The 23,681-nt window shown below is 67.5% G+C and carries 21 protein-coding genes; 14 read left to right on the top strand and 7 right to left on the bottom strand.

Translation table 11 applies throughout. From position 1 onward, the window contains the following. The first annotated feature begins 6 nt into the window (after positions 1–6). The 3 genes from nrdE to nrdF are packed head-to-tail and all read left to right on the top strand — an operon-like array spanning position 7 to position 3,983. Positions 7–2,199, top strand: a complete 2,193-nt coding sequence (gene nrdE / locus MHN80_RS15555; protein WP_239402671.1) for a class 1b ribonucleoside-diphosphate reductase subunit alpha — start codon at positions 7–9, stop codon at positions 2,197–2,199. 51 nt (positions 2,200–2,250) lie between these two features. After that, the gene (locus tag MHN80_RS15550; RefSeq protein ID WP_239402552.1) at positions 2,251–2,991 is read left to right on the top strand and encodes an NUMOD3 domain-containing DNA-binding protein; all 741 of its coding nucleotides are present in this window, start codon (positions 2,251–2,253) and stop codon (positions 2,989–2,991) included. Positions 2,992–3,008: 17 nt separating this feature from the next. Then, the gene (nrdF, locus tag MHN80_RS15545; protein WP_239402551.1) at positions 3,009–3,983 is read left to right on the top strand and encodes a class 1b ribonucleoside-diphosphate reductase subunit beta; all 975 of its coding nucleotides are present in this window, start codon (positions 3,009–3,011) and stop codon (positions 3,981–3,983) included. Positions 3,984–4,003: 20 nt separating this feature from the next. Here nrdF and MHN80_RS15540 read toward each other — a convergent pair whose 3' ends face one another. Both MHN80_RS15540 and MHN80_RS15535 read right to left on the bottom strand, forming a co-directional pair. Beyond that, positions 4,004–4,813, bottom strand: coding sequence for a hypothetical protein (locus MHN80_RS15540; RefSeq protein ID WP_239402550.1), 810 nt, complete (start codon positions 4,811–4,813; stop codon positions 4,004–4,006). After that, positions 4,810–7,812 (bottom strand): DEAD/DEAH box helicase, encoded by a 3,003-nt coding sequence (locus MHN80_RS15535; RefSeq protein WP_239402549.1) that lies wholly within the window; start codon positions 7,810–7,812, stop codon positions 4,810–4,812. Before MHN80_RS15535 ends, MHN80_RS15540 begins: the two co-directional genes overlap by 4 nt. 139 nt (positions 7,813–7,951) lie before the next feature. Here MHN80_RS15535 and MHN80_RS15530 point away from each other — a divergent pair, with 139 nt between their 5' ends. Next, a complete protein-coding gene (locus tag MHN80_RS15530) occupies positions 7,952–8,122 on the top strand; it encodes a hypothetical protein (RefSeq protein WP_239402548.1) in 171 nt (56 codons plus the stop codon). Positions 8,123–8,131: 9 nt separating this feature from the next. Here MHN80_RS15530 and MHN80_RS15525 read toward each other — a convergent pair whose 3' ends face one another. Further along, positions 8,132–8,620, bottom strand: coding sequence for a carbonic anhydrase (locus MHN80_RS15525; protein WP_239402547.1), 489 nt, complete (start codon positions 8,618–8,620; stop codon positions 8,132–8,134). Positions 8,621–8,757: 137 nt separating this feature from the next. Continuing rightward, a complete protein-coding gene (locus MHN80_RS15520) occupies positions 8,758–9,798 on the bottom strand; it encodes an ABC transporter substrate-binding protein (protein WP_239402546.1) in 1,041 nt (346 codons plus the stop codon). A 291-nt stretch (positions 9,799–10,089) separates the two neighbouring features. On the opposite strand from MHN80_RS15520, the gene ctaD reads away from it, so the two are divergent. Genes ctaD through MHN80_RS15500 form a run of 4 tightly spaced genes read left to right on the top strand, consistent with a single transcriptional unit; the run spans position 10,090 to position 14,402 of the window. Next, positions 10,090–11,874 (top strand): cytochrome c oxidase subunit I, encoded by a 1,785-nt coding sequence (ctaD, locus tag MHN80_RS15515; RefSeq protein WP_004019258.1) that lies wholly within the window; start codon positions 10,090–10,092, stop codon positions 11,872–11,874. Positions 11,875–11,877: 3 nt separating this feature from the next. Further along, the gene (gene serB, locus MHN80_RS15510; RefSeq protein WP_004019259.1) at positions 11,878–13,119 is read left to right on the top strand and encodes a phosphoserine phosphatase SerB; all 1,242 of its coding nucleotides are present in this window, start codon (positions 11,878–11,880) and stop codon (positions 13,117–13,119) included. After that, positions 13,120–13,956, top strand: coding sequence for an aminoacyl-tRNA hydrolase (locus MHN80_RS15505; RefSeq protein ID WP_239402545.1), 837 nt, complete (start codon positions 13,120–13,122; stop codon positions 13,954–13,956). Beyond that, positions 13,953–14,402, top strand: coding sequence for a cupin domain-containing protein (locus MHN80_RS15500; RefSeq protein ID WP_239402544.1), 450 nt, complete (start codon positions 13,953–13,955; stop codon positions 14,400–14,402). Before MHN80_RS15505 ends, MHN80_RS15500 begins: the two co-directional genes overlap by 4 nt. A 22-nt stretch (positions 14,403–14,424) precedes the next feature. Here the strand turns inward: MHN80_RS15500 and MHN80_RS15495 are convergent, their stop codons facing one another. Next, the gene (locus tag MHN80_RS15495) at positions 14,425–15,429 is read right to left on the bottom strand and encodes an LLM class flavin-dependent oxidoreductase (RefSeq protein WP_033204044.1); all 1,005 of its coding nucleotides are present in this window, start codon (positions 15,427–15,429) and stop codon (positions 14,425–14,427) included. A gap of 124 nt (positions 15,430–15,553) precedes the next feature. Between MHN80_RS15495 and MHN80_RS15490 the strand changes: the two genes are divergently transcribed. Both MHN80_RS15490 and MHN80_RS15485 read left to right on the top strand, forming a co-directional pair. Then, complete coding sequence (locus MHN80_RS15490) at positions 15,554–16,390, top strand: ABC transporter ATP-binding protein (protein WP_004019263.1); 837 nt, start codon at positions 15,554–15,556, stop codon at positions 16,388–16,390. Further along, the gene (locus MHN80_RS15485) at positions 16,390–17,214 is read left to right on the top strand and encodes an NUDIX domain-containing protein (protein ID WP_239402543.1); all 825 of its coding nucleotides are present in this window, start codon (positions 16,390–16,392) and stop codon (positions 17,212–17,214) included. Before MHN80_RS15490 ends, MHN80_RS15485 begins: the two co-directional genes overlap by 1 nt. 21 nt (positions 17,215–17,235) lie before the next feature. Here the strand turns inward: MHN80_RS15485 and ligD are convergent, their stop codons facing one another. Further along, positions 17,236–18,216 (bottom strand): non-homologous end-joining DNA ligase, encoded by a 981-nt coding sequence (gene ligD / locus MHN80_RS15480; RefSeq protein WP_033203980.1) that lies wholly within the window; start codon positions 18,214–18,216, stop codon positions 17,236–17,238. 102 nt (positions 18,217–18,318) lie between these two features. Here ligD and MHN80_RS15475 point away from each other — a divergent pair, with 102 nt between their 5' ends. From MHN80_RS15475 to MHN80_RS15465, 3 genes are all read left to right on the top strand, one after another. Beyond that, positions 18,319–19,107, top strand: coding sequence for an enoyl-CoA hydratase-related protein (locus MHN80_RS15475; protein ID WP_004019266.1), 789 nt, complete (start codon positions 18,319–18,321; stop codon positions 19,105–19,107). Positions 19,108–19,172: 65 nt separating this feature from the next. Beyond that, a complete protein-coding gene (locus MHN80_RS15470; RefSeq protein ID WP_101819316.1) occupies positions 19,173–20,147 on the top strand; it encodes a class I SAM-dependent methyltransferase in 975 nt (324 codons plus the stop codon). A 21-nt stretch (positions 20,148–20,168) separates the two neighbouring features. After that, positions 20,169–21,368, top strand: coding sequence for a class I SAM-dependent methyltransferase (locus tag MHN80_RS15465; protein WP_239402542.1), 1,200 nt, complete (start codon positions 20,169–20,171; stop codon positions 21,366–21,368). Between the two features lie 59 nt (positions 21,369–21,427). On the opposite strand, the gene MHN80_RS15460 is transcribed toward MHN80_RS15465, so the two are convergent. Beyond that, on the bottom strand, positions 21,428–22,765 hold the full coding sequence (locus MHN80_RS15460; protein WP_239402541.1) for a PQQ-binding-like beta-propeller repeat protein: 1,338 nt from the start codon (positions 22,763–22,765) through the stop codon (positions 21,428–21,430). A 156-nt stretch (positions 22,766–22,921) separates the two neighbouring features. Between MHN80_RS15460 and MHN80_RS15455 the strand changes: the two genes are divergently transcribed. Further along, complete coding sequence (locus MHN80_RS15455; RefSeq protein WP_004019274.1) at positions 22,922–23,668, top strand: acyltransferase; 747 nt, start codon at positions 22,922–22,924, stop codon at positions 23,666–23,668. Positions 23,669–23,681: the final 13 nt, after the last annotated feature.

Here is a 23,681-nt window from a genome sequence, read left to right as displayed (position 1 = left end):
TCTGTCGTGTCGCCCACCGCCGCCGTCTCGGACACCACTTCAGCCAGCAAGTCGGGCGTGCACCCCGGGCCTGCGGGGCATGATCCCGGAGAGCTCGACTTCCACGCGCTCAACGCGATGCTCAACCTGTACGACGCCGACGGCAAGATCCAGTTCGACAAGGATCGCGAGGCGGCGAACCAGTACTTCCTGCAGCACGTCAACCAGAACACCGTCTTCTTCCACGATCGCGACGAGAAGCTCGACTACCTCATCGAGGAGAACTACTACGAGCCCGAGGTCCTCGCGAAGTACGACCGCGCGTTCGTGAACGAACTGTTCGATCACGCCTACGGCAAGAAGTTCCGGTTCCCGACCTTCCTCGGGGCGTTCAAGTACTACACGAGCTACACGCTGAAGACCTTCGACGGCAAGCGGTACCTCGAGCGTTTCGAGGACCGCGTGTGCATGGTGGCGCTGACCCTGGCCGACGGTGACACCACGCTCGCCCGCAACCTCGTCGACGAGATCATCTCGGGTCGGTTCCAGCCGGCGACGCCGACCTTCCTCAACTCCGGCAAGAAGCAGCGTGGCGAGCCGGTCTCGTGCTTCCTGCTGCGCATCGAGGACAACATGGAGTCGATCGGCCGGTCGATCAACTCGGCGTTGCAGCTGTCCAAGCGAGGCGGCGGAGTTGCGTTGCTGCTCAGCAACATCCGTGAGCACGGCGCGCCGATCAAGAAGATCGAGAACCAGAGTTCGGGTGTCATCCCGATCATGAAGCTGCTCGAGGACTCGTTCTCCTACGCCAACCAGCTCGGTGCCCGGCAGGGTGCGGGCGCGGTGTACCTGCACGCACACCACCCCGACATCTACCGCTTCCTCGACACCAAGCGCGAGAACGCGGACGAGAAGATCCGCATCAAGACCCTGTCGCTCGGTGTGGTCATCCCGGACATCACGTTCGAGCTGGCCAAGGCCAACGACGACATGTACCTGTTCAGCCCGTACGACGTCGAACGCGTCTACGGCGTCCCGTTCGCCGACATCAACGTGACGGACAAGTACCACGAGATGGTCGAGGACCGACGGATCCGCAAGACCAAGATCAAGGCCCGCGAGTTCTTCCAGACCCTCGCCGAGCTGCAGTTCGAGTCCGGGTACCCGTACATCATGTTCGAGGACACGGTGAACCGGGCGAACCCGATCGACGGCAAGATCACCCACTCCAACCTGTGCTCGGAGATCCTGCAGGTGTCGACGCCGTCGACCTTCAACGACGACCTGTCGTATGCCGAAGTGGGCAAGGACATCTCGTGCAACCTCGGCTCGCTGAACATCGCCAAGACGATGGATTCGCCCGACATCGGCCAGACCATCGAGACCGCGATCCGGGGTCTCACCGCGGTGAGCGACCAGACCTCGATCACCTCCGTGCCCTCGATCGAGTTCGGCAACAACAACTCTCACGCCATCGGCCTGGGGCAGATGAACCTGCACGGATACCTGGCGCGTGAACGGGTCTTCTACGGCAGCGATGAGGGCATCGACTTCACGAACATCTACTTCTACACGGTGCTGTTCCACGCCCTGCGCGCGTCGAACCGGATCGCCAAGGAGCGCGGCCGGGCGTTCACCGGCTTCGAGAAGTCGAAGTACGCAAGCGGCGAGTTCTTCGACAAGTACCTGAACAAGGTGTGGGAGCCGGAAACCCAGAAGGTGCGGGATCTGTTCGGCCAGGCCGGGATCGCCATCCCGACCCAGGACGACTGGCGCGAACTGAAGGAGGCCGTCCAGCGCGACGGCATCTACAACCAGAACCTGCAGGCCGTCCCGCCGACCGGCTCGATCAGCTACATCAACCACTCGACGAGCTCGATCCACCCGGTCGCCGCCAAGATCGAGATCCGCAAGGAAGGCAAGATCGGCCGCGTCTACTACCCGGCGCCCTACATGACCAACGACAACCTGGAGTACTACCAGGATGCGTACGAGATCGGGTACGAGAAGATCATCGACACCTACGCCGCGGCCACGCAGCACGTCGACCAGGGCCTCAGCCTGACGCTCTTCTTCAAGGACACCGCCACCACGCGCGACGTCAACAAGGCGCAGATCTACGCATGGCGCAAGGGGATCAAGACGCTCTACTACATCCGCCTGCGCCAGATCGCGCTCGAGGGGACCGAGGTGGAAAATTGCGTCAGCTGCATGTTGTGACCAACCGAGTGTGATCCGTTGCTTAAGAACAAGGGTGCGGCTACAGACGGAGTGATCTACGGGGTTCGCTTGCGGACCGCGTATGACTACCGCTATGTCGGGCTGACCACGAAGACACAGCAATACCGACTACGGCAGCACTTCAAAGTGGCAGCGGCCGGCAGGAAGACGCCGTTCTATGACTGGCTCCGGTTGCAAGATCGAGCGATGGTCGTGGCGGACGAGCTGCAGTTCGTCGAAGGACTCGACGAACTGGGCGCGGCCGAGATCGCCTGGATCGCGCACTTGCGGCGTGATGGGCAACCGCTTCTCAACCTGGCAGAAGGTGGGCTTGGACCCACCGGAGTGGTGTGGACAGAGGAGATGCGGGAGGCGGCTCGGCTTCGATCGACAGGCAGAAAAGGCTTGAGTCGCTTTGCGGAAGAAAATCCGTTCTACGGCCTCAAGCACTCTGCCGAGCAGCGGGAGAGGTGGTCGGCCCAACGCAGCGGTTCAATCACCGGAGAGGCCAATCCGAACTTCGGGAAGTTCGGACCGGCACACCCTAGTTACGGCCATGTCATGTCAGACGAGGCTCGTGCTCGACTCTCGGAGCAACGAAAAGGTGAGGGGAATCCGAACTTCGGGCGTCGCGCGAGCGAGGAAACGCGGCAGAAGATGTCTGCGGTTCGCAAGGGACGGCCGATGCCTTCGAGTAAGCGGAACGCCCACACCAGATATCACACGAACAAAGGCGTGTTCAAAAACACGTGTCAGTACTGCATCGACGATGTAGCCAAACCCGATGAGTGAAGAAAGCGACATCTGCCATGTCTGAGAAGCTCAAGCTGGTCAGCCGGGTCTCGGCGATCAACTGGAACCGCGTGCCCGACGAGAAGGACGCCGAGGTGTGGGATCGCCTCACCGGCAACTTCTGGCTGCCCGAGAAGGTGCCGGTGTCCAACGACATCCCGTCGTGGGGCACGCTCACCGAGTACGAGAAGCAGCTCACCATGCGGGTGTTCACCGGTCTCACCCTGCTCGACACCATCCAGGGCACGGTCGGCGCGGTGTCGCTGATCCCGGACGCGACCACCCCGCACGAGGAGGCGGTGCTCACCAACATCGCGTTCATGGAGTCGGTGCACGCCAAGAGCTACAGCTCGATCTTCTCCACGCTCTGCTCCACCAAGGAGATCGACGAGGCGTTCCGCTGGTCGGAGGAGAACGAACAACTCCAGCGCAAGGCGCAGATCGTCATGGACTACTACCGTGGCGACGACCCACTGAAGCGCAAGGTCGCCTCGACGCTGCTCGAGTCGTTCCTGTTCTACTCCGGCTTCTACCTGCCGATGTACTGGTCGAGCCGAGCCAAGCTCACCAACACCGCCGACCTGATCCGTCTCATCATCCGCGACGAGGCGGTCCACGGGTACTACATCGGCTACAAGTACCAGCGGGCGCTCGAGGTCGAGACCCCGGAGCGTCGGCAGGAACTCAAGGACTACACCTTCGAGTTGCTGTTCGAGCTGTACGACAACGAGAGCGACTACACCGAGGCGCTCTACGACGAGGTCGGGCTCAGCGAGGACGTCAAGAAGTTCCTGCGCTACAACGCGAACAAGGCCCTGATGAACCTGGGCTATGAGGCGATGTTCCCGCGCGACGAGACCGACGTGAACCCGGCGATTCTGTCGGCGCTGTCGCCCAACGCCGACGAGAACCACGACTTCTTCTCCGGGTCGGGCAGTTCATACGTCATCGGCAAGGCCGTCAACACCGAGGACGAGGACTGGGACTTCTAATCTCGAGTCTCCTCGGGACGCTACGAATCGTCGGCGGTGAGGCGGTCGTAGAGGTCGCCGAGTTCGTCGATCGTCTCGGCGATGTCGGCGGGCGCCACACCGGTCGCGCGCAATGCGGCGCGTAGCTCCGCGCCGTCGAGTGCGGTCAGCGGGTTCATCCGCGACGGCGACGGTAGCGGTGGCAGTGTCGAGGTGGTGCCGTAGAAGTCGTCGGGCCGCAACGAGTCCGATGCCCCGGCCTCGTCCGATGTCCGCGTGTCCGCGGGGCGCGAATCGATCTCGGCCAGCAGGGCCCGAAGATCGGTACCCATCACCGTGAGCAGGGTCAGCGGGGTGCGGTCGATCTCGGCGGCCACCTCGTAACAGGTGACGAGCGCGTGGATGCACCGCGGTGCCTCGTCGGGGCAGGTGCAGTCGGTCTCGACGTCGGCGGACTCGGTGGGCACCAGCAGTTCACCCAGCGTCGGTGGTTGCTCACCGCGTGTCAGCAGCATGAGTTCGTCGACGGCGCCCCTCTCGCTGAGGAGGGTCGCGAGCGTCGCGGTGTCGACGGTGCGGGTGGTCAGGATGACGTCGAACGGTTCGAGCTGGGTGCCTTCGACCGAAGCGGTCACCTGGCCGGCGCCGATCCGCAGGCCGCGCACATGGCGATCACGGAAGTACCTGCGCGCCTTCGTGATGCGGCGACTGTCGGCAACCGACTCGCCGTCGGCGCCGCGACCCTCGACGACGTCGACGAAACCGCGCGACCACGAGGTGAGGCCGTAACCGCGGACGGCGATCGTGCCGCGCTCGCCTCGGCGTTGCGTGCCCTTCTTGCGCACCGTCATTCGCTGACCGCCTCGTCGCGCAGCCGGAACAGCTCGAAGAGTTCGTCGTCGGCGAGGTCGGACACCCAGTTCTCACCCGCGGCGACCGTCAGTCGGGACAACTCGCGTTTCTTGGCGATCATGTCGTCGATACGCTCCTCGATGGTGCCGACACAGACGAACCGATGCACCGACACCTTCTGATCCTGGCCGATCCGGTAGGCGCGGTCGGTGGCCTGGTCCTCGACGGCCGGATTCCACCACCGGTCGACGTGGATGACGTTGTTGGCGGCGGTCAGGTTGAGGCCGGTGCCCCCGGCCTTCAACGTCGCCAGCAGGACCGGTGGCCCGTCGTCGGCCTGGAAGTCGGCGACCATCCGGTCGCGTTCGGTGCGGCCCAGACCGCCGTGGAGCAGCGGGATCTCGGTGCCGAACTCCGCACTCAGCCACGACGAGAGCATGTCGCCGAAGGCGGCGAACTGGGTGAAGACCAGTGCGCGGTCGCCCTCGTCGGCGACCGTGGACACGATGTCGGCGAGCAGTTCGACCTTGCCCGAACGGTGTTCGCCGTCGCGGACGAGGTCGGTGCCGTCGGCGAGGTAGTGCGCCGGGTGGTTGCACACCTGTTTGAGCCGGGTCAGCGCCGCGAGCACGTTGCGGCGTCGTAGCGTCCGTTGCTGTTTGTCCCGTAGTGCTGCCATCAGTTCGTCGATCACCGCGCGGTACAACGCCGCCTGCTCGACCGTGAGGTTGGCCCGAACGGCGAAGTCGGCCTTCTCCGGGAGGTCGGCGGCGATCGCCGGGTCGCTCTTCTCACGTCGCAGGATGAAGGGGCGGGTGATCGCCGAGAGTCGTCGGAGCGCGGCCGGATCGCGGTCTCGTTCGATCGGTTCGGCGTAGCGCGCCCGGAAGACCGAGGCCGACCCGAGCAGACCGGGGTTGACCAGGTCGATGACGGCGCGGAGATCCTCCAGTCGGTTCTCGACCGGGGTGCCGGTGAGGGCGACACGGTGATCGGCGGGGACCGTCCGAACCGCTTTGGCCGCAATGGTGTTCACATTCTTGAGGTGTTGCGCCTCGTCGACGACGATCCGGTGCCAGGGCCGGGACGCCAGCAGCTCGTGGTCGCGCGCCGCGATCGCGAAGGTCGTGACCACGACGTCGACGGAGTCCCGAATCCCGGCGAAGGCGGCGCCGGACTCCCGGGACGGCCCGTGGTGGATCGCCACCCGCAGTGTCGGCGCGAAGCGGGCGAACTCGCGCGCCCAGTTGCCGACCAGTGACATCGGGCAGACGACGAGTGTCGGCTTCGGGGGCTCGGCCTCGGGCGAACCGGGCCGACGGCTCCTCTCATGACACTCCAGCGCGATGACCTGCAGCGTCTTGCCCAGGCCCATGTCGTCGGCCAGCACACCCCCGACCCCGAGCGTCGACAGATGGGCGAGCCAGTCCAGCCCCCGCTGCTGGTAGGGGCGCAGGGTGGCGGCCAAGTCCGCTGGTGGCGAGATGGATTCGGGTCGGAGGGTACCGCCGTCGGCGACGTCGTCGAGCCACGACAGGCCCTCGACGCGCGAGACCGGAACGGGTAGCCGATCCGACTCGCCGGTGACGAGGTTGAACAGCTCGCCGAAGTCGCTCGGCGGTTCGGTCGCGGCCAGTGCGCGCTGGGTGGCGACGAACGCGGCGGCCCGGGTCAACGCGGAACCCTCGGCGCGCATCCACACCCCGCGCACCCGGACCAGGTCGCCCTTCTGCCCGGACAACTCGTCGAGGTCGGCGTCGGTGAGCGTGATGGCGTCGGGTGTGTCGCCGAGAGCCAGCCGCCACTCGAACTCGCGGATCTCCCGCAGGCCGACCATCGCCGCCGGCGCACCGCCACCGGGCGGGGCGAGCGCGCGCAGCGTCAGGCTCGGGCGGACCTCGGCGATCGTCCGGGGGAGCAGTACCGGGATCCCGGCCGCTCCGAGCGCCGCCGCGCCGGTGGCGAAGAGTTCTTCGGCGACCTCGGTCGGCAGCAGGAAGTCGAGGGAGCCGCGGTCGGGATCGGCCCGGCCGAGATCCGGGAACTCGCGTACGGCCGTCGCCAGTTCGGTCGTCAGCTCGTCGAGCTCGTGGGCGTCGATCCGGTGCGGTGCGACGGGTTCGACCTGCCCGTCGATGCTCCGCCGGCAGACCTGCAGTCGCCACCGAGCGGACTCGGCGACCTCGGTGCGGCTCGGCACCTCGAAGGTGTCGTCAGCCCAGGCGTCGTCCCACTGGCCCTCGGCGAGATCGTCGTACTCCGGCTCGTGCAGGCGGAAGATCAGCGAACGATCGTCGCGTGGTGCGCCGGAATTCCATCTCGACCAGCCGCCCGCGGCGGCCGCGAGGCGTTCAGGCGAGCTGGGTGGGCGGGGATCGGCGTCGGGGAGCAGTGCCCGAACGATCGGTGACGCGGGTCGCGGTTCGCCGAGACGGATCGCGGAACGCGCGATGGCAGAACGGCATTCGTGGTCGACGAGCTCGGTGAGGAAGTCGTCGAGGGCTGCCGCGGAACCGTTGTGCAGCAGCGCGTCCGGCGCGCTTCCCACCACGACTGCGTGCCAGCTGCGCCACGTCGGTGTCGCGACGGCGACCCAGCGAACCATCCACTCGCCGGCCACCTGCTGCACCGACGGCACCACCGTGCCGGACCGCACGAACGACCTCGCGCCGTCGAGCAGGTACCGGTACCACCGGACGTCACCCGTCACCGGGACCGACCGCGATGCGTCGAGCAAAGTGACCGCCGACATCAGACCGAGCGTCGCGGCGCGCACGAACTGCCGTCGATCGTCGGCGTCGACGACGGGGATCTCGCTGCGGAAACGTCGTCCGTCGAGGAGGTCGCGTAGGGGTGGCGGGAGATCGGAAACATCGCCGTCGATCCACACCGCCATGCCGACGCCCGGCCGCCAGAGGGCGTGCAGGGGCTCGGCGAGATGAGGCTTCGGGGCAGAGTCCGGGGGAGTCTGACCGCTGGACGGCGAATCATGTGACATCGAGGATCGTCGGCCAGTTTAGCCGTGGCCTCCGACACCGCCCGGGCGTCGCGCGGCCGGCCGGGCAGCGAGGTGGTTTGTCCGCCCGACTCCCCGGGTATCGCCGATCGTCGCAGCCGGCACGAGCACGGAGGTATCGATGGGACAGTCCGACAACCACAAGACGTCCGGGACAGACGCTCCTGAGAAGGAAGTGGAGAAGGACCCGCCCGGCCCGCAGGACCACGGGCGCGAGGGCGGGATGGCCACGCGTGAGAACGCCCCCGAAGCGGTTCAGCGCTCCGAGGGCGGCGGCTCGACGGACGACTAGGTACTCAGGTCAGGACACCTCGCGCAGGAGTCCGGTCGCGACGTCGAAGACGAAGCCGCGCAGCGACGTGGTCTTGGTGACGAACGGGCTGTTCCGGATTCGGGTCAGCGACTGTCGGACGTCGTCGTCGAGGTCACCGAACGCCTCGGCCGACCAGGCCGGCTTCTGTCCGATCTCATCCTGGATCTGTCGTTTGAAGTCGTCGTCGGTGAAGGTCAGCATGCCGCAGTCGGTGTGGTGGATGAGGATGATCTCGGTGGTGCCGAGCAGTCGCTGACTGATGGCCAGCGAGCGGATCTCGTCGTCGGTCACCACGCCGCCGGCGTTCCGGATGACGTGGGCTTCCCCGTCGTTCAGTCCGAGGATGCGGTACACGTCGAGTCGGGCGTCCATATAGGCCACCACCGCCACGTGCTTGGCGGGCGGCAGCGGCAGCGGGCCGTCGAAGGTCTTGGCGTATTCAGCGTTGTTCGCGAGGTATTCGTCGGTGACACTCATGCGCCGATCCTGATGTGTCGACGCCGCCCCGGCGAGGGTTAGGACGCCGGTGATCCGAAGTGACCGCGACAACCCGTGCAGATGTAGCGCTTCGTTGCGCCTGAGGCAACGAACCGCGACACCTGGAGAGGGCGAGGTCAGGAGTTCCCGTCGAGTGATCCCTTGACGTCGTTGAGGACCAGCCAGGCGGCGGCGAGCCCCGAGGACTCGTACCAGAGCGCGTCGTCGACCGCGAGGACGCGCTTCCACACGGGTGCCCCGAGACTGAGCCATTCGTCGCTCAACAGGACGTCTTCGCCGTGGGCGAGACCCTTCTCGCCCTCGAAGCTGACATAGATGAGGTCGGCGTCGGCGTCGCGGAAGTTCTCGTCGGTGACGGGGAACGAGTCCGGCACGCGCTGCGGGGCGGGGCGTTGGACGCCGATGTCGCCGAGGACCTGCCCGGCGAAGGTGTCCATCCCGGCGATCGTCTCGGAGTCGTCCCCGAATCGCACCAGTGACACCTGCGTGTGGGCGGCATCCATCCGTCGGCCGGTCTTGGTGGCCTCGGTCGTGTACTCGGCGAGCCGGGCCCGACCTGCCTCGCTGCGGTTCACGGCGTCGGCGACCGCCTGGAACGTCTCTTTCCAGGTGCCGCCGGCCGGGATGGTGACGGAACGGACGCCGGTGAACGGTCGCGCCGAGTCCGCGGTGTCGGCGGTGGTGAGCACGAGGCCGGCGTCGGCGTCGGCGACCGCTGCGGTGTCGGGGGCCGATCCGATGGTCGGGACCGCGGTCAGCTGCGGACCCAGATATGCCGGGACGGAGCCGGGGTCGGCCGCCACCGCGACGACCTCGGGGCCGAGCCCGAGTGCGCAGAGTGCGTCGAGAACGGCGGGGTCGGTGACGACGATGCGTTCGACATCGGCCTGACCGGCATCCGGCGCGGTGGGCGCGAGGCAGGTCGTCGCGTAGTCGCGGTCGGCCGAGACGATGTTCACCTCGGCGACTCGGGTGGTCACGGTGGAGATGGGGGAGCCGTCCGGGGTCGTCAGCGGCTGTTCGCCCGAACAGGCGGCCAGTGCGACCATCGTCAACCCGATCGTCGTCGCCAGGCCCGCGCGTCGGAGGAGGGAGAAGCGGGTGCCGGCGTCGACACTTCTGTCAGCCTCGTTCGCGACCGTGACCCTGCGTTGCACCCGCCCAACCTAGCACCGGCCTCACAGTGCCCGGCGTAGGCTCGGGAGCGCACACCGCGGCACCGGACACCGGCGCCCGGGAGGCTGCTCCGAGAGCCCCGCGCGTCGTCGAAGAAACCGCCGATGAGCACTGCCGATCCGGCGGCTCCGACATCGAATACGACAGATCGTAGGACCCGCTCGGCTCGGGCACCGGTGAGGGTTTAGGATCAGTAACCAGCGCTCGGTTTGTTCATGTGCCGACCCACGTCCGAAGGGGTTCGGAGTGGGTTTCGGGCAAGAGGAGGATCTGTGACCGCGGTAGACCAACCCACCACGCAAGTGGCTCCAGTGCGTCCGTTCCCGGAGCGCTATCAGCCCAAGGGTTCGTTCATCTACAAGCTGCTGACGACGACCGATCACAAGTTGATCGGCATGATGTACATCTCTGCCTGCTTCGCGTTCTTCCTCATCGGCGGCCTCATGGCCCTGCTGATGCGCGGCGAGCTCGCGATGCCGGGCATGCAGTTCTTGTCCACTGAGCAGTTCAACCAGCTCTTCACGATGCACGGCACCGTGATGCTGCTGATGTACGCGACCCCGATCGTGATCGGCTTCGCCAACTTCGTGCTGCCGCTGCAGATCGGCTCGCCCGACGTCGCCTTCCCGCGACTGAACGCGCTCGGCTTCTGGCTGTTCGTGTTCGGTTCGACCATCGCGATCGCCGGCTTCATCACCCCGGGCGGTGCCGCCGACTTCGGCTGGACCGCGTACACCCCGCTGACCGATGCGGTGCACAGCCCCGGCATCGGTGCCGACCTGTGGATCATGGGTCTGGCCGTCGGTGGTCTCGGCACCATCCTCGGCGCGGTCAACATGGTCACCACCGTGGTCTGCCTCCGCGCACCCGGTATGACGATGTTCCGCATGCCGATCTTCACCTGGAACATCCTGGTGACCAGCGTCCTGATCCTCCTCATCTTCCCGCTGCTCACCGCGGCGCTGATGGGTCTCGAGGTCGACCGCCAGTTCGGTGCCCACATCTACGACCCGGCCAACGGTGGCGTCATCCTGTGGCAGCACCTCTTCTGGTTCTTCGGACACCCCGAGGTGTACGTCATCGCCCTGCCGTTCTTCGGCATCGTGTCCGAGGTCTTCCCGGTCTTCTCGCGTAAGCCGATCTTCGGTTACTCGGGCCTGATCTACGCCACCCTTGCCATCGCCGCCCTGTCGGCCGCGGTGTGGGCCCACCACATGTACGTCACCGGCGCCGTGCTGCTGCCGTTCTTCTCCTTCATGACGTTCCTGATCGCGGTGCCCACGGGCGTGAAGTTCTTCAACTGGATCGGAACGATGTGGCGAGGTCACATGACGTTCGAATCGCCGATGCTGTTCTCGGTCGGCTTCATCGTCACGTTCCTCTTCGGTGGTCTGACCGGTGTCCTGCTCGCCAGCCCGCCGCTGGACTTTCACCTGTCCGACAGCTACTTCGTGGTCGCGCACTTCCACTACGTGCTCTTCGGCACCATCGTGTTCGCCACCTACGCCGGCATCTACTTCTGGTTCCCGAAGATGACCGGACGCATGCTCGACGAGCGGCTCGGCAAGATCCACTTCTGGATGACGTTCATCGGCTTCCACATGACCTTCCTGGTGCAGCACTGGCTGGGCAACGAGGGCATGCCGCGTCGTTACGCCGACTACCTCCCGTCGGACGGCTTCACCACGCTGAACATGATCTCGACGGCTGGTGCGTTCATCCTCGGCCTGTCGACCCTGCCGTTCCTGTGGAACGTCTTCCGCAGCTACCGCTACGGCGAGGTCGTGACCGTCGACGACCCGTGGGGCTTCGGCAACTCGCTCGAGTGGGCCACCTCGTGCCCGCCGCCGCGCCACAACTTCACCGAGCTGCCCCGCATCCGGTCGGAGCGTCCGGCGTTCGAGCTGCACTACCCGCACATGATCGACCGGATGCGTGCCGAAGCGCACGTGGGTCCGGGTCACGAAGCGGGCAAGGACCGTCAGATGGAAGAGGCTCGCCGCGAGCCGTTCACCGTGGGAACGCACGAGGGATCTCCGGATCCCGACCCGCGCTGACCGGTGAGCAAGGACTCGACAGCCAGTTCCGGTACGACCGTCCTGGTCACCGTCACCGGTCCCGACCGGCCAGGTGTCACCTCTGTTCTCATGGGTGCCCTGGCCGGTCAGGCCGTTGCCCTGCTCGACGTCGAGCAGGTTGTCATCCGGGGGCAGCTCACCCTCGGTGTCCTGGTGTCGTCGGCCGGCGACCCCGAAGCCCTGCAGGAAGTCGTCGAACAGGCGATGGCCTCCATCGGTTTCGAGGTCCGCGTCGAGATCGGGGTGGATCCGGGTAGCCGTTCGCCGTCATCGCATGCCGTCGTCATCCTCGGCAGTCCGGTGACCGCGACCGCCTTCAGCGCGGTCGCCGCCAAACTGGCGAGCCAGGGCGGCAACATCGACTCGATCCGCGGGATCGCCGACTATCCGCTCACCGGGCTCGAACTGATGGTCAGTGTCGCCGGCCGCGGCGGCGTCGCGGCCGACGCCGCTCTGCGCAAGGGCCTCGCCGAGGTGGCCGCGAAGCACGCGGTGGACATCGCGGTGGAGCGCGGCGGCCTCGCCCGGCGTGCCAAGCGGCTCATCGTCTTCGACGTCGACTCGACCCTCATCCAAGGTGAGGTCATCGAGATGCTCGCCGCGCACGCCGGCCGCGAAGCCGAGGTCGCCGCGGTGACCGAGGCGGCCATGCGTGGCGAACTCGACTTCGCGCAGTCGCTTCACGAACGTGTCAAGGCGCTGGCAGGTCTCGACGCGAGTGTCCTCGACGACGTCGCCAAGTCGCTCGAACTCACTCCCGGCGCGCGCACCACGATCCGCACGCTGCACCGTCTAGGTTTCCACTGCGGGCTCGTGTCGGGCGGCTTCCGCCAGGTCATCGACGGACTCGCGCACGAACTCGAACTCGACTTCGTCCGGGCGAACACCCTCGAGATCGTCGACGGCAAGCTCACCGGCCGGGTCGTCGGCGAGGTGATCGACCGGATGGGTAAGGCGCACGCCCTGCGGTCGTTCGCCGACCAGGTCGGGGTGCCGATGGAGCAGACGATCGCCGTGGGCGACGGCGCCAACGACATCGACATGCTCAGCGTCGCCGGACTGGGCATCGCCTTCAACGCCAAACCAGCGCTGCGCGAGGTGGCCGACGCCACGCTGAATCACCCGTTCCTCGACGGGGTCCTGTTCATCCTGGGTGTGTCCCGCGACGAGATCGAGGCGGCCGACGCCGCCGACGGTGTCTATCGCCGGGTGCCCCTGGGCTGAATGCGCCCCCGCGCCATGGACTTCGAGACCCCGGACGCGCCGCTCGCCGACGTCGATGCGATCGCCGCGGACCATCGCCGACTGGTCGGTTACGTCGGCGGCGGCGACGACCCGGCCGATCCCGCCGACGTTCTGGCGATGGCGATGGTGCTGCGCATCGAGAAGAACGATCCGCCTGACCGCACCGACCTGCTGACCGCCGCGGCGCGGGCGGTGGCGCTGCTGTGCCTCGACGAACGGAGTGCCGGCGAGGGTCCGTGGGCATCGGCGATGGACGACTGGTGCGGTGCACGGATCCGAAAGATCGCCCGACGGGCGCGTGGGGCGCAATGGGCTGCCGCGCAGGAAGTCTGGGGCGTGACCGCCACCGAAGGCGGCGCATCGGCGCGTGCGTTCGTCCCCGGCCGGGTGGGTGACCTCGACCGTCGTGTCGCGAAGCTGCAGATCGGTGGGACCGATGTCGAGGGCGCGCTGCCCGGCGAGCCGCCCGAGCGCGGAGTCGTGTTGTGGACCAGTCCGGATCTGGCGATGACCGTCGGCAAACTGGCGGCGCAGGTCGGACACGCGTCCATGCTTTCGGCGAAGTTGCTGACGACCGAGGAGGCGATCCGATGGAAATCGGATGGGTGCCCGCTCGCGGTTCGTCAGGCCACCCCTGAGCGGTGGGCCGACCTGCTTGCGGCGGACGCCGTCGGGACAGCGGTGGCGGTCCGCGACGCCGGGTTCACCGAGATCGCACCCGGATCGGTGACCGTGATCGCCGAAGTCGTGCGGCACGACGGGAGCATGAGCGTCGACGACACACGCCTCGAGGAAACGGACGGAGACCACGGATGAGTGCCGCAGAACTGCCCGACTGGGTGCGTGAACTGGACCTGCAGCCGCATCCCGAGGGTGGCTGGTACCGGCAGACCTGGCGCAGCGAGGTCGAGATCCCGCGTGGGGTGCTGCCGGGGGAGTACACCGGTGACCGTGCTGCCGGTACCGCGATCTACTTCGTACTGATGCCGGGCGATGAGTCGGCGTGGCACACGGTCCGCAGTAGTGAGCTCTGGCTCCACCATCGCGGCGCCCCCGTCGAACTCGACCTCGGTGGCGATGCCGATGAGCCCGGCGATCCGAGCACTGTTCTCGTCGGACCCGACATCGAGTCCGGACAGCACCCGCAGGCGCTCGTGCCACCGGGTGTATGGCAGCGGGCCCGGCCGGCTGGTGACGAGCCCGCGCTCGTCAGCTGTATCGTGGTGCCCGGCTTCGACTTCGAGGACTTCCGGCTGGTCTGACGGGCCGTCTGCCGGCGTCGGGTCAGCGGCCTACGGCCACCGGCGAATTCAGTGGGGCGAGATGGCCGAAGGTGCCCAGCCACACCTCGCGGTCGGGGGCCATCGACGCGACGATCAGCTCGTCGGCGTCGGCGTGGCCGGCGAACCAGCCGAGATAGTCGCGGACCTCCGCGGGCGTGCCGACTCCCGAATACGTGGTCATCTCGTCGATCTGGCGGCCCTGCGGCATCGACAGGATGGCGTCGGCCTCTTCGTCGGTGAACGTGCGGCCCCGTCCGAAGAGCAGGGACACCCGCTGCCGTTTCGCGATCTGTAGTTGCTCTCGGGCACGGTCCGCGTCGTCGTCGGCGATCGCACCGACACCGGCGATCACGTAGGGCTCGGCCAGCGCCTCCGACGGCCGGAACTCGCGGCGGTACAACGCAACAGCCTCGGTGAGTGCCTGCGGCGCGAAGTGGGAGGCGAAGGCATAGGGGAGTCCCAGCGCAGCCGCGAGCTGCGCACCGAACAGCGATGAGCCGAGGATGTACAGCGGCACGTGGGTGCCGGCGCCGGGTGTCGCACGCACGCCTTCGACGCGCGACTCGTCGCCGAGGAAGGCCTGCAGTTCCAGGACGTCATGCGGGAACCGCTCGGCCGAGGCATGGGTACGGCGCAACGCGGCGAAGGTCTGCTGATCGCTGCCGGGAGCCCGACCGAGACCGAGGTCGATGCGTCCGGGATGGAGCTCGGCGAGCGTGCCGAACTGCTCGGCGATTGTGAGGGGCGAGTGGTTGGGCAGCATCACGCCGCCCGCACCGAGACGGATGGTCGAGGTGTGCGCGGCGATGTGGGCGATGAGCACCGCAGGCGCCGACGAAGCGATGGCCGACATGTTGTGGTGCTCGGCGTACCAGATTCGGCGATAGCCCCACTTCTCCGCATTCTGGGCGAGATCGACACTGGCGGAAAGGCTCTGCGCGGCAGTCTCGGTACGGCCGATCTGCGCGAGGTCCAGGATCGACAAGGGGAGGTTCGAAGGCGTCACGCTGATGTTCAATGCGGCCGACGCCCCGGACTATTCCCGGCGTCGCGTTCCGGCCGTCGTGTTCGTGTCGTCGTGGTGCCGAGTCGGCCCCGTCGAACATCCGGTCGTGGTGCAGGATGGGGGAGTGACCGAATCCGATCCCGACCTCCTGATCGATTTTCGTGACGTCGCGGTCGTCCGTGGCGGCGAGACCCTCGTCGGCCCGCTGTCCTGGCAGGTGGAACTGGACGAACGCTGGGTGATCATCGGACCCAACGGTGCAGGCAAGACGACGCTGATCCGGTTGGCCGGTGCCGAGATCCACCCGACCTCGGGTATCGCCTTCGTGCTCAACGAGAAGCTGGGCCGGGTGGAGATCCGCGAACTGTCGACCCGGATCGGTGTCTCCAGCCCGTCCCTGGTCGATCGGGTGCCGCCGGAGGAGGTCGTGAGCGATGTCGTGATCTCGGCGGGCTACGCGGTTCTCGGACGCTGGCGGGAGAGCTACGACGCGATGGACCGTGCGCAGGCCGTCGAATCGCTGGAGTCGATGGGCGCCGAGCACCTCGCGGACCGTCGCTTCGGCACGCTGTCGGAAGGTGAGCGCAAGCGCGTCGTGATCTCGCGCGCCCTCATGACCGATCCCGAGCTCCTCCTGCTCGACGAGCCGGCCGCCGGGCTCGACCTGGGTGGACGCGAAGAGCTCGTCGACCGTCTGGCGCGGCTCGCCGCCGACCCCGACGCCCCGGCCATCGTGCTGATCACCCACCATGTGGAAGAGATCCCCGAGGGTTTCACCCACGCCCTCATCCTGTCCGAGGGCGGCGTGGTGGCCCAGGGATTGCTCGACGAGGTGCTCACCAGCGAGAACCTCACCGCCGCCTTTCGGCAGCAGATCGTTCTGGACAAGGTCGACGGCCGGTACTTCGCGCGGCGCCGGCGTCGCGCGGGCGGCCATCGGCGAGCAGCAGGAGGTAACTGATGACGTCGACGGAATCGGGTCCGGAGGTCGTGTCCGCACCGTTGCGGGACGCCGCGACGGTCGTGCTCGTCCGCGACGCCGCAGACGGTATCGAGGTGTTCCTTCAGCGCCGCGTCAAGCAGATGGCCTTCGCGGGCGGCATGACGGTGTTCCCGGGCGGTGGCGTGGACAAGCGCGACGCCGACGCCGACCTGGCGTGGACCGGTCCCGACGCGGCCTGGTGGGCGTCCCATTTCGCGAGTGATGCCGAGACCGCGCAGGCGCTGGTGTGTGCGGCGGTCCGGGAGACCTTCGAGGAGTGCGGTGTCCTGCTCGCGACGGACGCCGACGGCTCCTTCGCCGACCCGGAGGGGCTGGCCGACGATCGGCAACGCCTCGTCGAGAAGTCGCTGTCGTTCGCGCAGTTCCTCACCGCGCGCGGACTCACGCTGCGTGCCGACCTGCTGCGCCCGCTGGCGCACTGGATCACCCCGGTCAACGAGAAGCGGCGCTACGACACCCGCTTCTTCCTGGCGGCGATGCCCGACGGCCAGCGTGCCGACGCCGAGACCACCGAAGCCGAGGTCGCGCGGTGGGTGAACGCCCGGGTCGCGATCGACCTGTGGGCCGCGGGCAAGCACTTCCTCATGCCGCCGACGTGGTCGCAGCTGAACTACGTCTCCGGGTTCTCGACCATCGACGAACTGCTCGGTGCCGATCGCGTCATCGAACCGATCCTGCCGGACGTCACGCCCGGCGCGGGACTCGCCGGTCTCGGATTTCCCGGCTCCGACGAGTACTTCCGGACGCTCGGCGACCAGCAACCACCGGAGATCACGCTCTGAGCCGTCCGACTTCGGGTGCGTTCACCGATCCATATCGATGACCTCGGCGTCCTCCTCGTCGCCGATGTCGTCACGATCGGCCCAGTCGATGAGCGTGTCGAGGCGGTGCGCCACGTCGTCGATCTCGGCGTGGAGATCGCCGAGCTCGGCGAAGCGGGCCGGCACGGTGGCGATCGTGAAGTCGTCGGGTTCGATGTCGTCGATCTCGGCCCAGGTGATCGGAGTCGACACGGTGGCCCGCTCGTTGCCGCGCACGGAGTAGGCCGACGCCATGGTGTGGTCGCGGGTGTTCTGGTTGTAGTCGACGAAGACCGCGGCCGGGTCCCGGTCCTTGCGCCACCAGGTCGTCGTCACGTCGTCGGGCGCCCGTCGCTCGACCTCTCGAGCGAACGCCAGCGCGGCTCGTCGTACCTGCGGGAAACCCCACTCCGGCGCGATGCGCACGTAGATGTGCAGGCCGCGACCACCCGAGGTCTTGGGGTACCCGCGCATGCCCAGCTCGTCGAGCACCTCTTCGACGACGTGCGCGACGCGTCGAATACGGGAGAACGTGCAGTCGGGCATCGGGTCGAGATCGATCCGCCATTCGTCGGGGGATTCGGGGTCGGCGCGACGCGAGTTCCAGGGGTGGAACTCGACGGTCGACATCTGCACCGCCCAGATCACCGAGGCCAACTCGGTGACGCACAGTTCGTCGGCGGTGCGGCCGTACCGCGGGAAGTAGATCTCGGTGGTCTCCAGCCAGTCCGGCGCGCCGGCGGGGACGCGCTTCTGGTGGACCTTGTTGCCGCTGACGCCCTTGGGGAATCGGTGCAGCATGCACGGACGGTCGCGCAACGCGCGCACGATCCCGTCGCCCACGGACAGGTAGTACTCGGCGAGGTCGCGCTTGGTCTCACCGCGTTCGGGAAAGTAGACGCGGTCGGGACTCGACAGTCGGACGGTGCGGCCACCGACCTCGAGTTCGATGGGTTCACCTGCGGAACCCGACGTTTTCGCCATGACCGCCACTGTATGACTCCGACGTCTGTCTACGTCGGACTCTGCGGGTCGCGTCTACGGGCTGGGGCACCGACGGGACTTACCAACCGGTAGCCTTCGACCATGCCTGAGTTCGTGACCCTCGAGTGCTCCGACGCTCATCCGGGCGTCGGCACCATCCTGCTGCAGCGACCGCCGATGAACGCGTTGAGCCGGCAGGTGCAGGCCGAGCTGGCCGCGGCGGCCGAGGAGGCCACCGTGCGTACGGACATCAAGGCCGTCGTCGTCTACGGCGGTCCGAAGATCCTCGCGGCCGGCGCCGACGTCACCGAGATGCGGGACATCGGCTATGCGGAGATGAGCCGGGTCGCGGGTCGTCTGCAGCGCGACCTCGGCGCGATCGCCGCCATCCCGAAGCCCACGGTCGCTGCCATCACCGGATACGCCCTCGGCGGCGGCCTCGAAGTCGCGTTGGGTGCCGACCGCCGCATCGCCGGTGACAACGCGAAACTCGGCCTCCCCGAGGTGCTGCTCGGCCTGATCCCGGGAGGCGGCGGAACCCAGCGGCTCGCACGCCTCATCGGCCCGTCGCGCGCCAAGGACCTCATGTTCACCGGGCGGTTCGTCGACGCCGAGGAGGCACTGGCCATCGGGCTCGTCGACGAGGTCGTCGCGCCCGATGAGGTGTACAACGCCGCGCTCGCCTGGGCCGGGCAGTTCGACCGCGCCGCGTCGGTCGCGCTCGCAGCGATCAAGAAGGCCGTCGACCAGGGTCTCGAGGTCGACCTCGACACCGGACTCAAGATCGAGGAGCAGTTGTTCGCCCCGCTGTTCGCGACGGAGGACCGCGCCATCGGTATGGCGTCCTTCCACGAAAACGGGCCCGGAAAAGCGGAATTCGTCGGCCGCTGAGCCGTCGACGACACCGCGCACCTTCGACTCCACCACCGACATCACCACGCAAACAGGAAGCGATCATGACCACCGACGTCACTCCGGGCACCGATCCGGCTCCCAACCCGCACGCGACCGAGGAGCAGGTCAAGGCGGCGCTCACCGACACGAAGCTCGCCCAGGTGCTCTACCACGACTGGGAGGCGGAGACCTACGACGAGAAGTGGTCGATCAGCTTCGACGAACGCTGCATCGACTACGCGCGAGGGCGTTTCGACGCCGTCGACACCGGTGAATCCCTGCCGTACGGGCGCGCGATGGAACTCGGGTGCGGCACCGGCTTCTTCCTGCTGAACCTGATGCAGTCGGGGGTGGCGACGAAGGGATCGGTGACCGACCTGTCGCCGGGCATGGTCAAGGTCGCGCTGCGCAACGCGGAGAACCTCGGGCTCGATGTCGACGGCCGCGTCGCCGACGCGGAGAAGATCCCCTACGACGACGACACCTTCGATCTCGTCGTCGGCCACGCTGTGCTGCATCACATCCCGGACGTCGAGCAGGCACTCCGCGAGGTGTTGCGGGTGCTCAAGCCCGGCGGTCGCTTCATCTTCGCGGGTGAACCGTCGACGATCGGTGACTTCTACGCGCGCTGGATGAGTCGGGCGACGTGGTTCGCCACGACGAATGTCACGAAACTCGGCCCGCTGCAGGGGTGGCGGCGCCCGCAGGAGGAACTCGACGAGTCCTCCCGCGCGGCCGCGCTCGAAGCCGTGGTCGACATCCACACCTTCGATCCCGACGAGCTCGCCGGCATCGCCCGCGCCGCCGGTGCGCACAAGGTGGACACCGCCACCGAGGAGCTGGCCGCCGCGATGCTCGGCTGGCCGGTCCGCACCTTCGAAGCCGCGGTGCCGCCGGAGAAGCTGGGCTGGGGTTGGGCCCGCTTCGCCTTCGGCGGGTGGAAGCGCCTCACCTGGCTCGACGAGAACGTGCTGCGCAAGATCGTGCCGCCGAAGTTCTTCTACAACGTCGTGGTAACCGGTGTGAAGCCGCGGTAAGCGGTTCTCGCCCTCAGGACCATGGGCTACTCCTTCAGTCTCGACGATGTCGCGTTCCTGCGGTCGCGGCACGGTGAGAAGGCGCTCGAGACGGTGTCCGGCCTCGAGCTCTCGCCGTCGACGATGCTCGCTGACATCACCGAGACCCGTAGCCGGTATGCGCCGCACGATGCCGCGCTCATCGAGACGGTGCGGTGCCGGCGGCGTGCGCACCCGAAACTGCGTGACGCCGAAGCCCTCCTGCTCACCGACGACGCCGTGCAGCAGGCGACCGCATCGGTGGTCGCCGCGCATCGCGCCGCCGAGATCGCGCAGCGGTTCCCCGCGCCGGTGGTGCACGACCTGACCTGCTCGATCGGTGCGGAACTCCGGGAACTGGTGCGCGTCAGCGATATCCAGGGTGTCATCGGTAGCGACATCGATCGGCTCCGGCTCGCGATGGCACGGGCGAACGTACCCGACGCGACGCTACTGGTCGCGGATGCGCTGACCCCGACCTCCACCGCGGATGTACTCCTCGCCGATCCGGCGCGTCGATCAGACGCCGGCCGGATCTTTCGGCTCGACCAGCTGACCCCTCCGCTCTTCGAGCTGCTGACCACCTACCCGGGCCGTGTCCTGGTCGTGAAATGCGCACCCGGACTGGATCATCAGATGCTGCGGAACCGCTTCGGCTTCGACGGCGAGGTCCAGATCACCTCCCTCGACGGCGGCGTGCGGGAGGCGTGTCTGTGGTCGGGGCCGGGTGTGGAGCCCGGTCGTCGGGCCACCGTGCTGCGGACCAGAGCCGACGGCACGGTCGCCGTGGTGGAGATCACCGACCGTGAGGCCGACGACGTGCCCGCCGGTGAGGTCGGGGAGTGGATCGTCGATCCAGATGGGGCGATCGTCCGCGCCGGTCTGGTCAGGCACTACGCCCACCGGCACGGGCTCTGGCAACTCGATCCGCAGATCGCCTATCTCACCGGGGATTCAGTCCCCGAGGGGGCACGCGGGTTCCGGGTGATCGAGCAGACGGGCGTGACCGAGAAGGCGCTCCGGAAGGCGCTCGCCACCCTGGAGTGCGGCCCGCTCGAGATCCTCGTCCGCGGACTCGACGTCGACCCCGACCGGCTGCGAAAGAAGCTCAAGCTCAAGGGCTCCCGACCGCTGTCGGTGGTACTCACCCGGATCGGACGCAAGGGTGTCGCGTTCATCTGTGAGCCGGGCGTGCGGTCCTAGTCGCGCAGAATGCGGGATCCGTATCGGTTTCCGCTACGAATCCCGCACTCGCTGAGCGCTTACTCGAGGTTGGCCTTGCTGTCGAAGAAGTACACCTCGCCGAGGTTGGTCGCGGTGGCGATCTGTCCGGAGTAGGACACCGAGACCCCGGTCGCGAAGCCGCGCGAATCGGGCAGCGGCAGCGTGCGTTTCGTCGCGCCGTCGGTCGTGGACACCTCGACCAGGGACAGTGAGTCCTCACCGGGATCGCGGGCGACCGTCCACGCGGTCTGCTGTTGGGTCAGTGCGGACAGGCTCACCGTCGCCAGATCGGTGCGTTGCCAGACCTGCTCGGCGCGATCGCCGCGGTCGCGCAGGAGGGTCAGCGGGGCGCCGAGTGAACCGGTCGGGATGATCAGGCCGTCCGGCGAGACGGTCATCGTCGCGAAACCGTGCCCGCCGATGTCATGAGTCCACCGGGTCGATCCGTCGTCGGTGTTCAGGGCGACGATCTTGCCGTCGCGCGAGAACGCATAGAGGGTCGCGCCGTCGGCCGAGAGCGTCGGTGTCCCGACGACGCCGCTCGGGACGTCGGCCTGCCAGGCGGTCCGGACCTCACGGTTTCCGGCGACCAGGCCGTACTTCATCGCCCGGATCTGCGAAGTCGCCGCGCCCTGCGGGAAGAAGTTGAGATAGAACAGCTCTCGCTGGGTGTCCACTGCCGGAGGTGCGGGTATCGCGCACTGCGGACCGTTGCGCACGCAGTCGCCGAAGCCACGGAGCGGTTGCGCCGGGTCGACGTCGGAGCGCAACGTCACCTCAGGAGCGAGGAGTTCGTTGCGCTGGGTGTCGATCAGAAGGATCTGGCCCTGCGTACTGGCGACGAGGACGGCGTTGGGAGCCGCGAACTTCGCCGACAGCGGAACGCCGATCACGCCCGCCCGCCAGCGGATCGCCCCGCCGGCGTTGAAGGCCAGGAAGGTCGACTCCTCGCCCAGATAGGGCTGGTCGTACTGGTCGACGAGCATCGCGTTGATCTCGACGCCGGCTCGCATGTCCTTGCAGAAGTTCTTGCGCCCGGACCGGCTGTCGAGGACCAGGACGTTGCATCCGGCGGCCGCGTTCGACGTCACGCCCACGTTCCCCTTGCCGGAGATGGTGACCGGCGCGGTGACCGGGCCGCCGGTGGGGCGAGTCCAGCTCAGCGTCAGATCCTCGGGCACATCGGCATACGCGAAGTTGGCGTTGCCCGGGACGCCCCCATAGCTGGGCCAGCCGACGCTCGGGACGGAGCGGACGTCGATGTGGCCGTCCGAGCAGCCGGCGAGGACCAGCGAGCTCACGGCCGTGAGCGCGACGAGCAGGCGGGTCAGCGCAGATCGGCGGCGTCGAGACACCTGCGGTCGTGCGAAAGCCATCCTGCTCCTCGTCGTCGTGTCCTGGTCGTCGTCTGTGTAAGGCGCCGGCCGGTAACAGTGGGGCTCGCTCGGCGCCCATGCCATCGAAACGGCACCCGAGCGTGCCAGCAGTGAGCCTATCGTGCGCGAAAATCGCGTCGATTAGGGTTTCTCGTCATGACCACCATGTGGAACGCCTCGTACCGGTCCCGCCGGCGCGCGGGCCGACGCCGCGACCCCGACCAGGCGCGTTTCCTCACCCTGGACTCGCTGCGCTGGGTGAGACGCAATCGCGCGTACACACCGTGGTACCTCGTCCGCTACTACCGTCTCGCGCGGTTTCGTCTGGCCAACCCGCACATCGTGCTGCGGGGCATGGTGTTCCTCGGGCGCAACGTCGAGATCCACGCGACACCCGAGTTGGCCCGCATGGAGATCGGACGCTGGGTGCACATCGGCGACGGCAACTCCATCCGCTGTCACGAGGGCAGCCTCCGCATCGGTGACAAGACCGTCTTCGGCTGCAACAACGTGGTGAACTCCTACCTCGACCTCGAGATCGGCGGCTCCACCCTCATCGCCGACTGGTGTTACATCTGCGACTTCGATCACAAGATGGACGACATCACGCTGCCCATCAAAGACCAGGGCATCGTGAAGGGCCCGGTGCGGATCGGCCCGGACACGTGGGTGGCCGCCAAGGTGTCGGTCCTGCGTAACACGATCGTCGGCCGAGGATGCGTCCTCGGCTCGCACGCGGTGGTCAAGGGCGTCATCCCCGACTACGCCATCGCTGTCGGCGCACCCGCCAGGGTGGTCAAGAACCGGATGGACGACTGGGCGTCGTCTGCCGCGGAGCGCGCCGAACTCGAACGCGCCCTCGCCGACATCGAACGCAAAAAGGCCGCGGCCGAGCGCGACTAGTTGTACTGAGCTG

Origin of the sequence: Gordonia sp. McavH-238-E (assembly GCF_022348225.1) — a bacterium.
Classification (GTDB): domain Bacteria; phylum Actinomycetota; class Actinomycetes; order Mycobacteriales; family Mycobacteriaceae; genus Gordonia; species Gordonia terrae.
The sequence above is the reverse complement of the archived record's forward strand: the minus strand, read 5'-3'. Positions and strand labels throughout refer to the sequence as shown.

Bases quoted from the DNA above. Each gene is read 5' to 3' on its own strand.
- nrdF (WP_239402551.1), top strand. From the start codon at position 3,009: ATGTCTGAGAAGCTCAAGCTGGTCAGCCGGGTCTCGGCGATCAACTGG.
- MHN80_RS15540 (WP_239402550.1), bottom strand. From the start codon at position 4,813: ATGACGGTGCGCAAGAAGGGCACGCAACGCCGAGGCGAGCGCGGCACG.
- MHN80_RS15535 (WP_239402549.1), bottom strand. From the start codon at position 7,812: ATGTCACATGATTCGCCGTCCAGCGGTCAGACTCCCCCGGACTCTGCC.
- MHN80_RS15530 (WP_239402548.1), top strand. From the start codon at position 7,952: ATGGGACAGTCCGACAACCACAAGACGTCCGGGACAGACGCTCCTGAG.
- MHN80_RS15525 (WP_239402547.1), bottom strand. From the start codon at position 8,620: ATGAGTGTCACCGACGAATACCTCGCGAACAACGCTGAATACGCCAAG.
- MHN80_RS15505 (WP_239402545.1), top strand. From the start codon at position 13,120: ATGCGCCCCCGCGCCATGGACTTCGAGACCCCGGACGCGCCGCTCGCC.
- MHN80_RS15500 (WP_239402544.1), top strand. From the start codon at position 13,953: ATGAGTGCCGCAGAACTGCCCGACTGGGTGCGTGAACTGGACCTGCAG.
- MHN80_RS15485 (WP_239402543.1), top strand. From the start codon at position 16,390: ATGACGTCGACGGAATCGGGTCCGGAGGTCGTGTCCGCACCGTTGCGG.
- ligD (WP_033203980.1), bottom strand. From the start codon at position 18,216: ATGGCGAAAACGTCGGGTTCCGCAGGTGAACCCATCGAACTCGAGGTC.
- MHN80_RS15475 (WP_004019266.1), top strand. From the start codon at position 18,319: ATGCCTGAGTTCGTGACCCTCGAGTGCTCCGACGCTCATCCGGGCGTC.
- MHN80_RS15470 (WP_101819316.1), top strand. From the start codon at position 19,173: ATGACCACCGACGTCACTCCGGGCACCGATCCGGCTCCCAACCCGCAC.
- MHN80_RS15465 (WP_239402542.1), top strand. From the start codon at position 20,169: ATGGGCTACTCCTTCAGTCTCGACGATGTCGCGTTCCTGCGGTCGCGG.
- MHN80_RS15460 (WP_239402541.1), bottom strand. From the start codon at position 22,765: ATGGCTTTCGCACGACCGCAGGTGTCTCGACGCCGCCGATCTGCGCTG.
- MHN80_RS15455 (WP_004019274.1), top strand. From the start codon at position 22,922: ATGACCACCATGTGGAACGCCTCGTACCGGTCCCGCCGGCGCGCGGGC.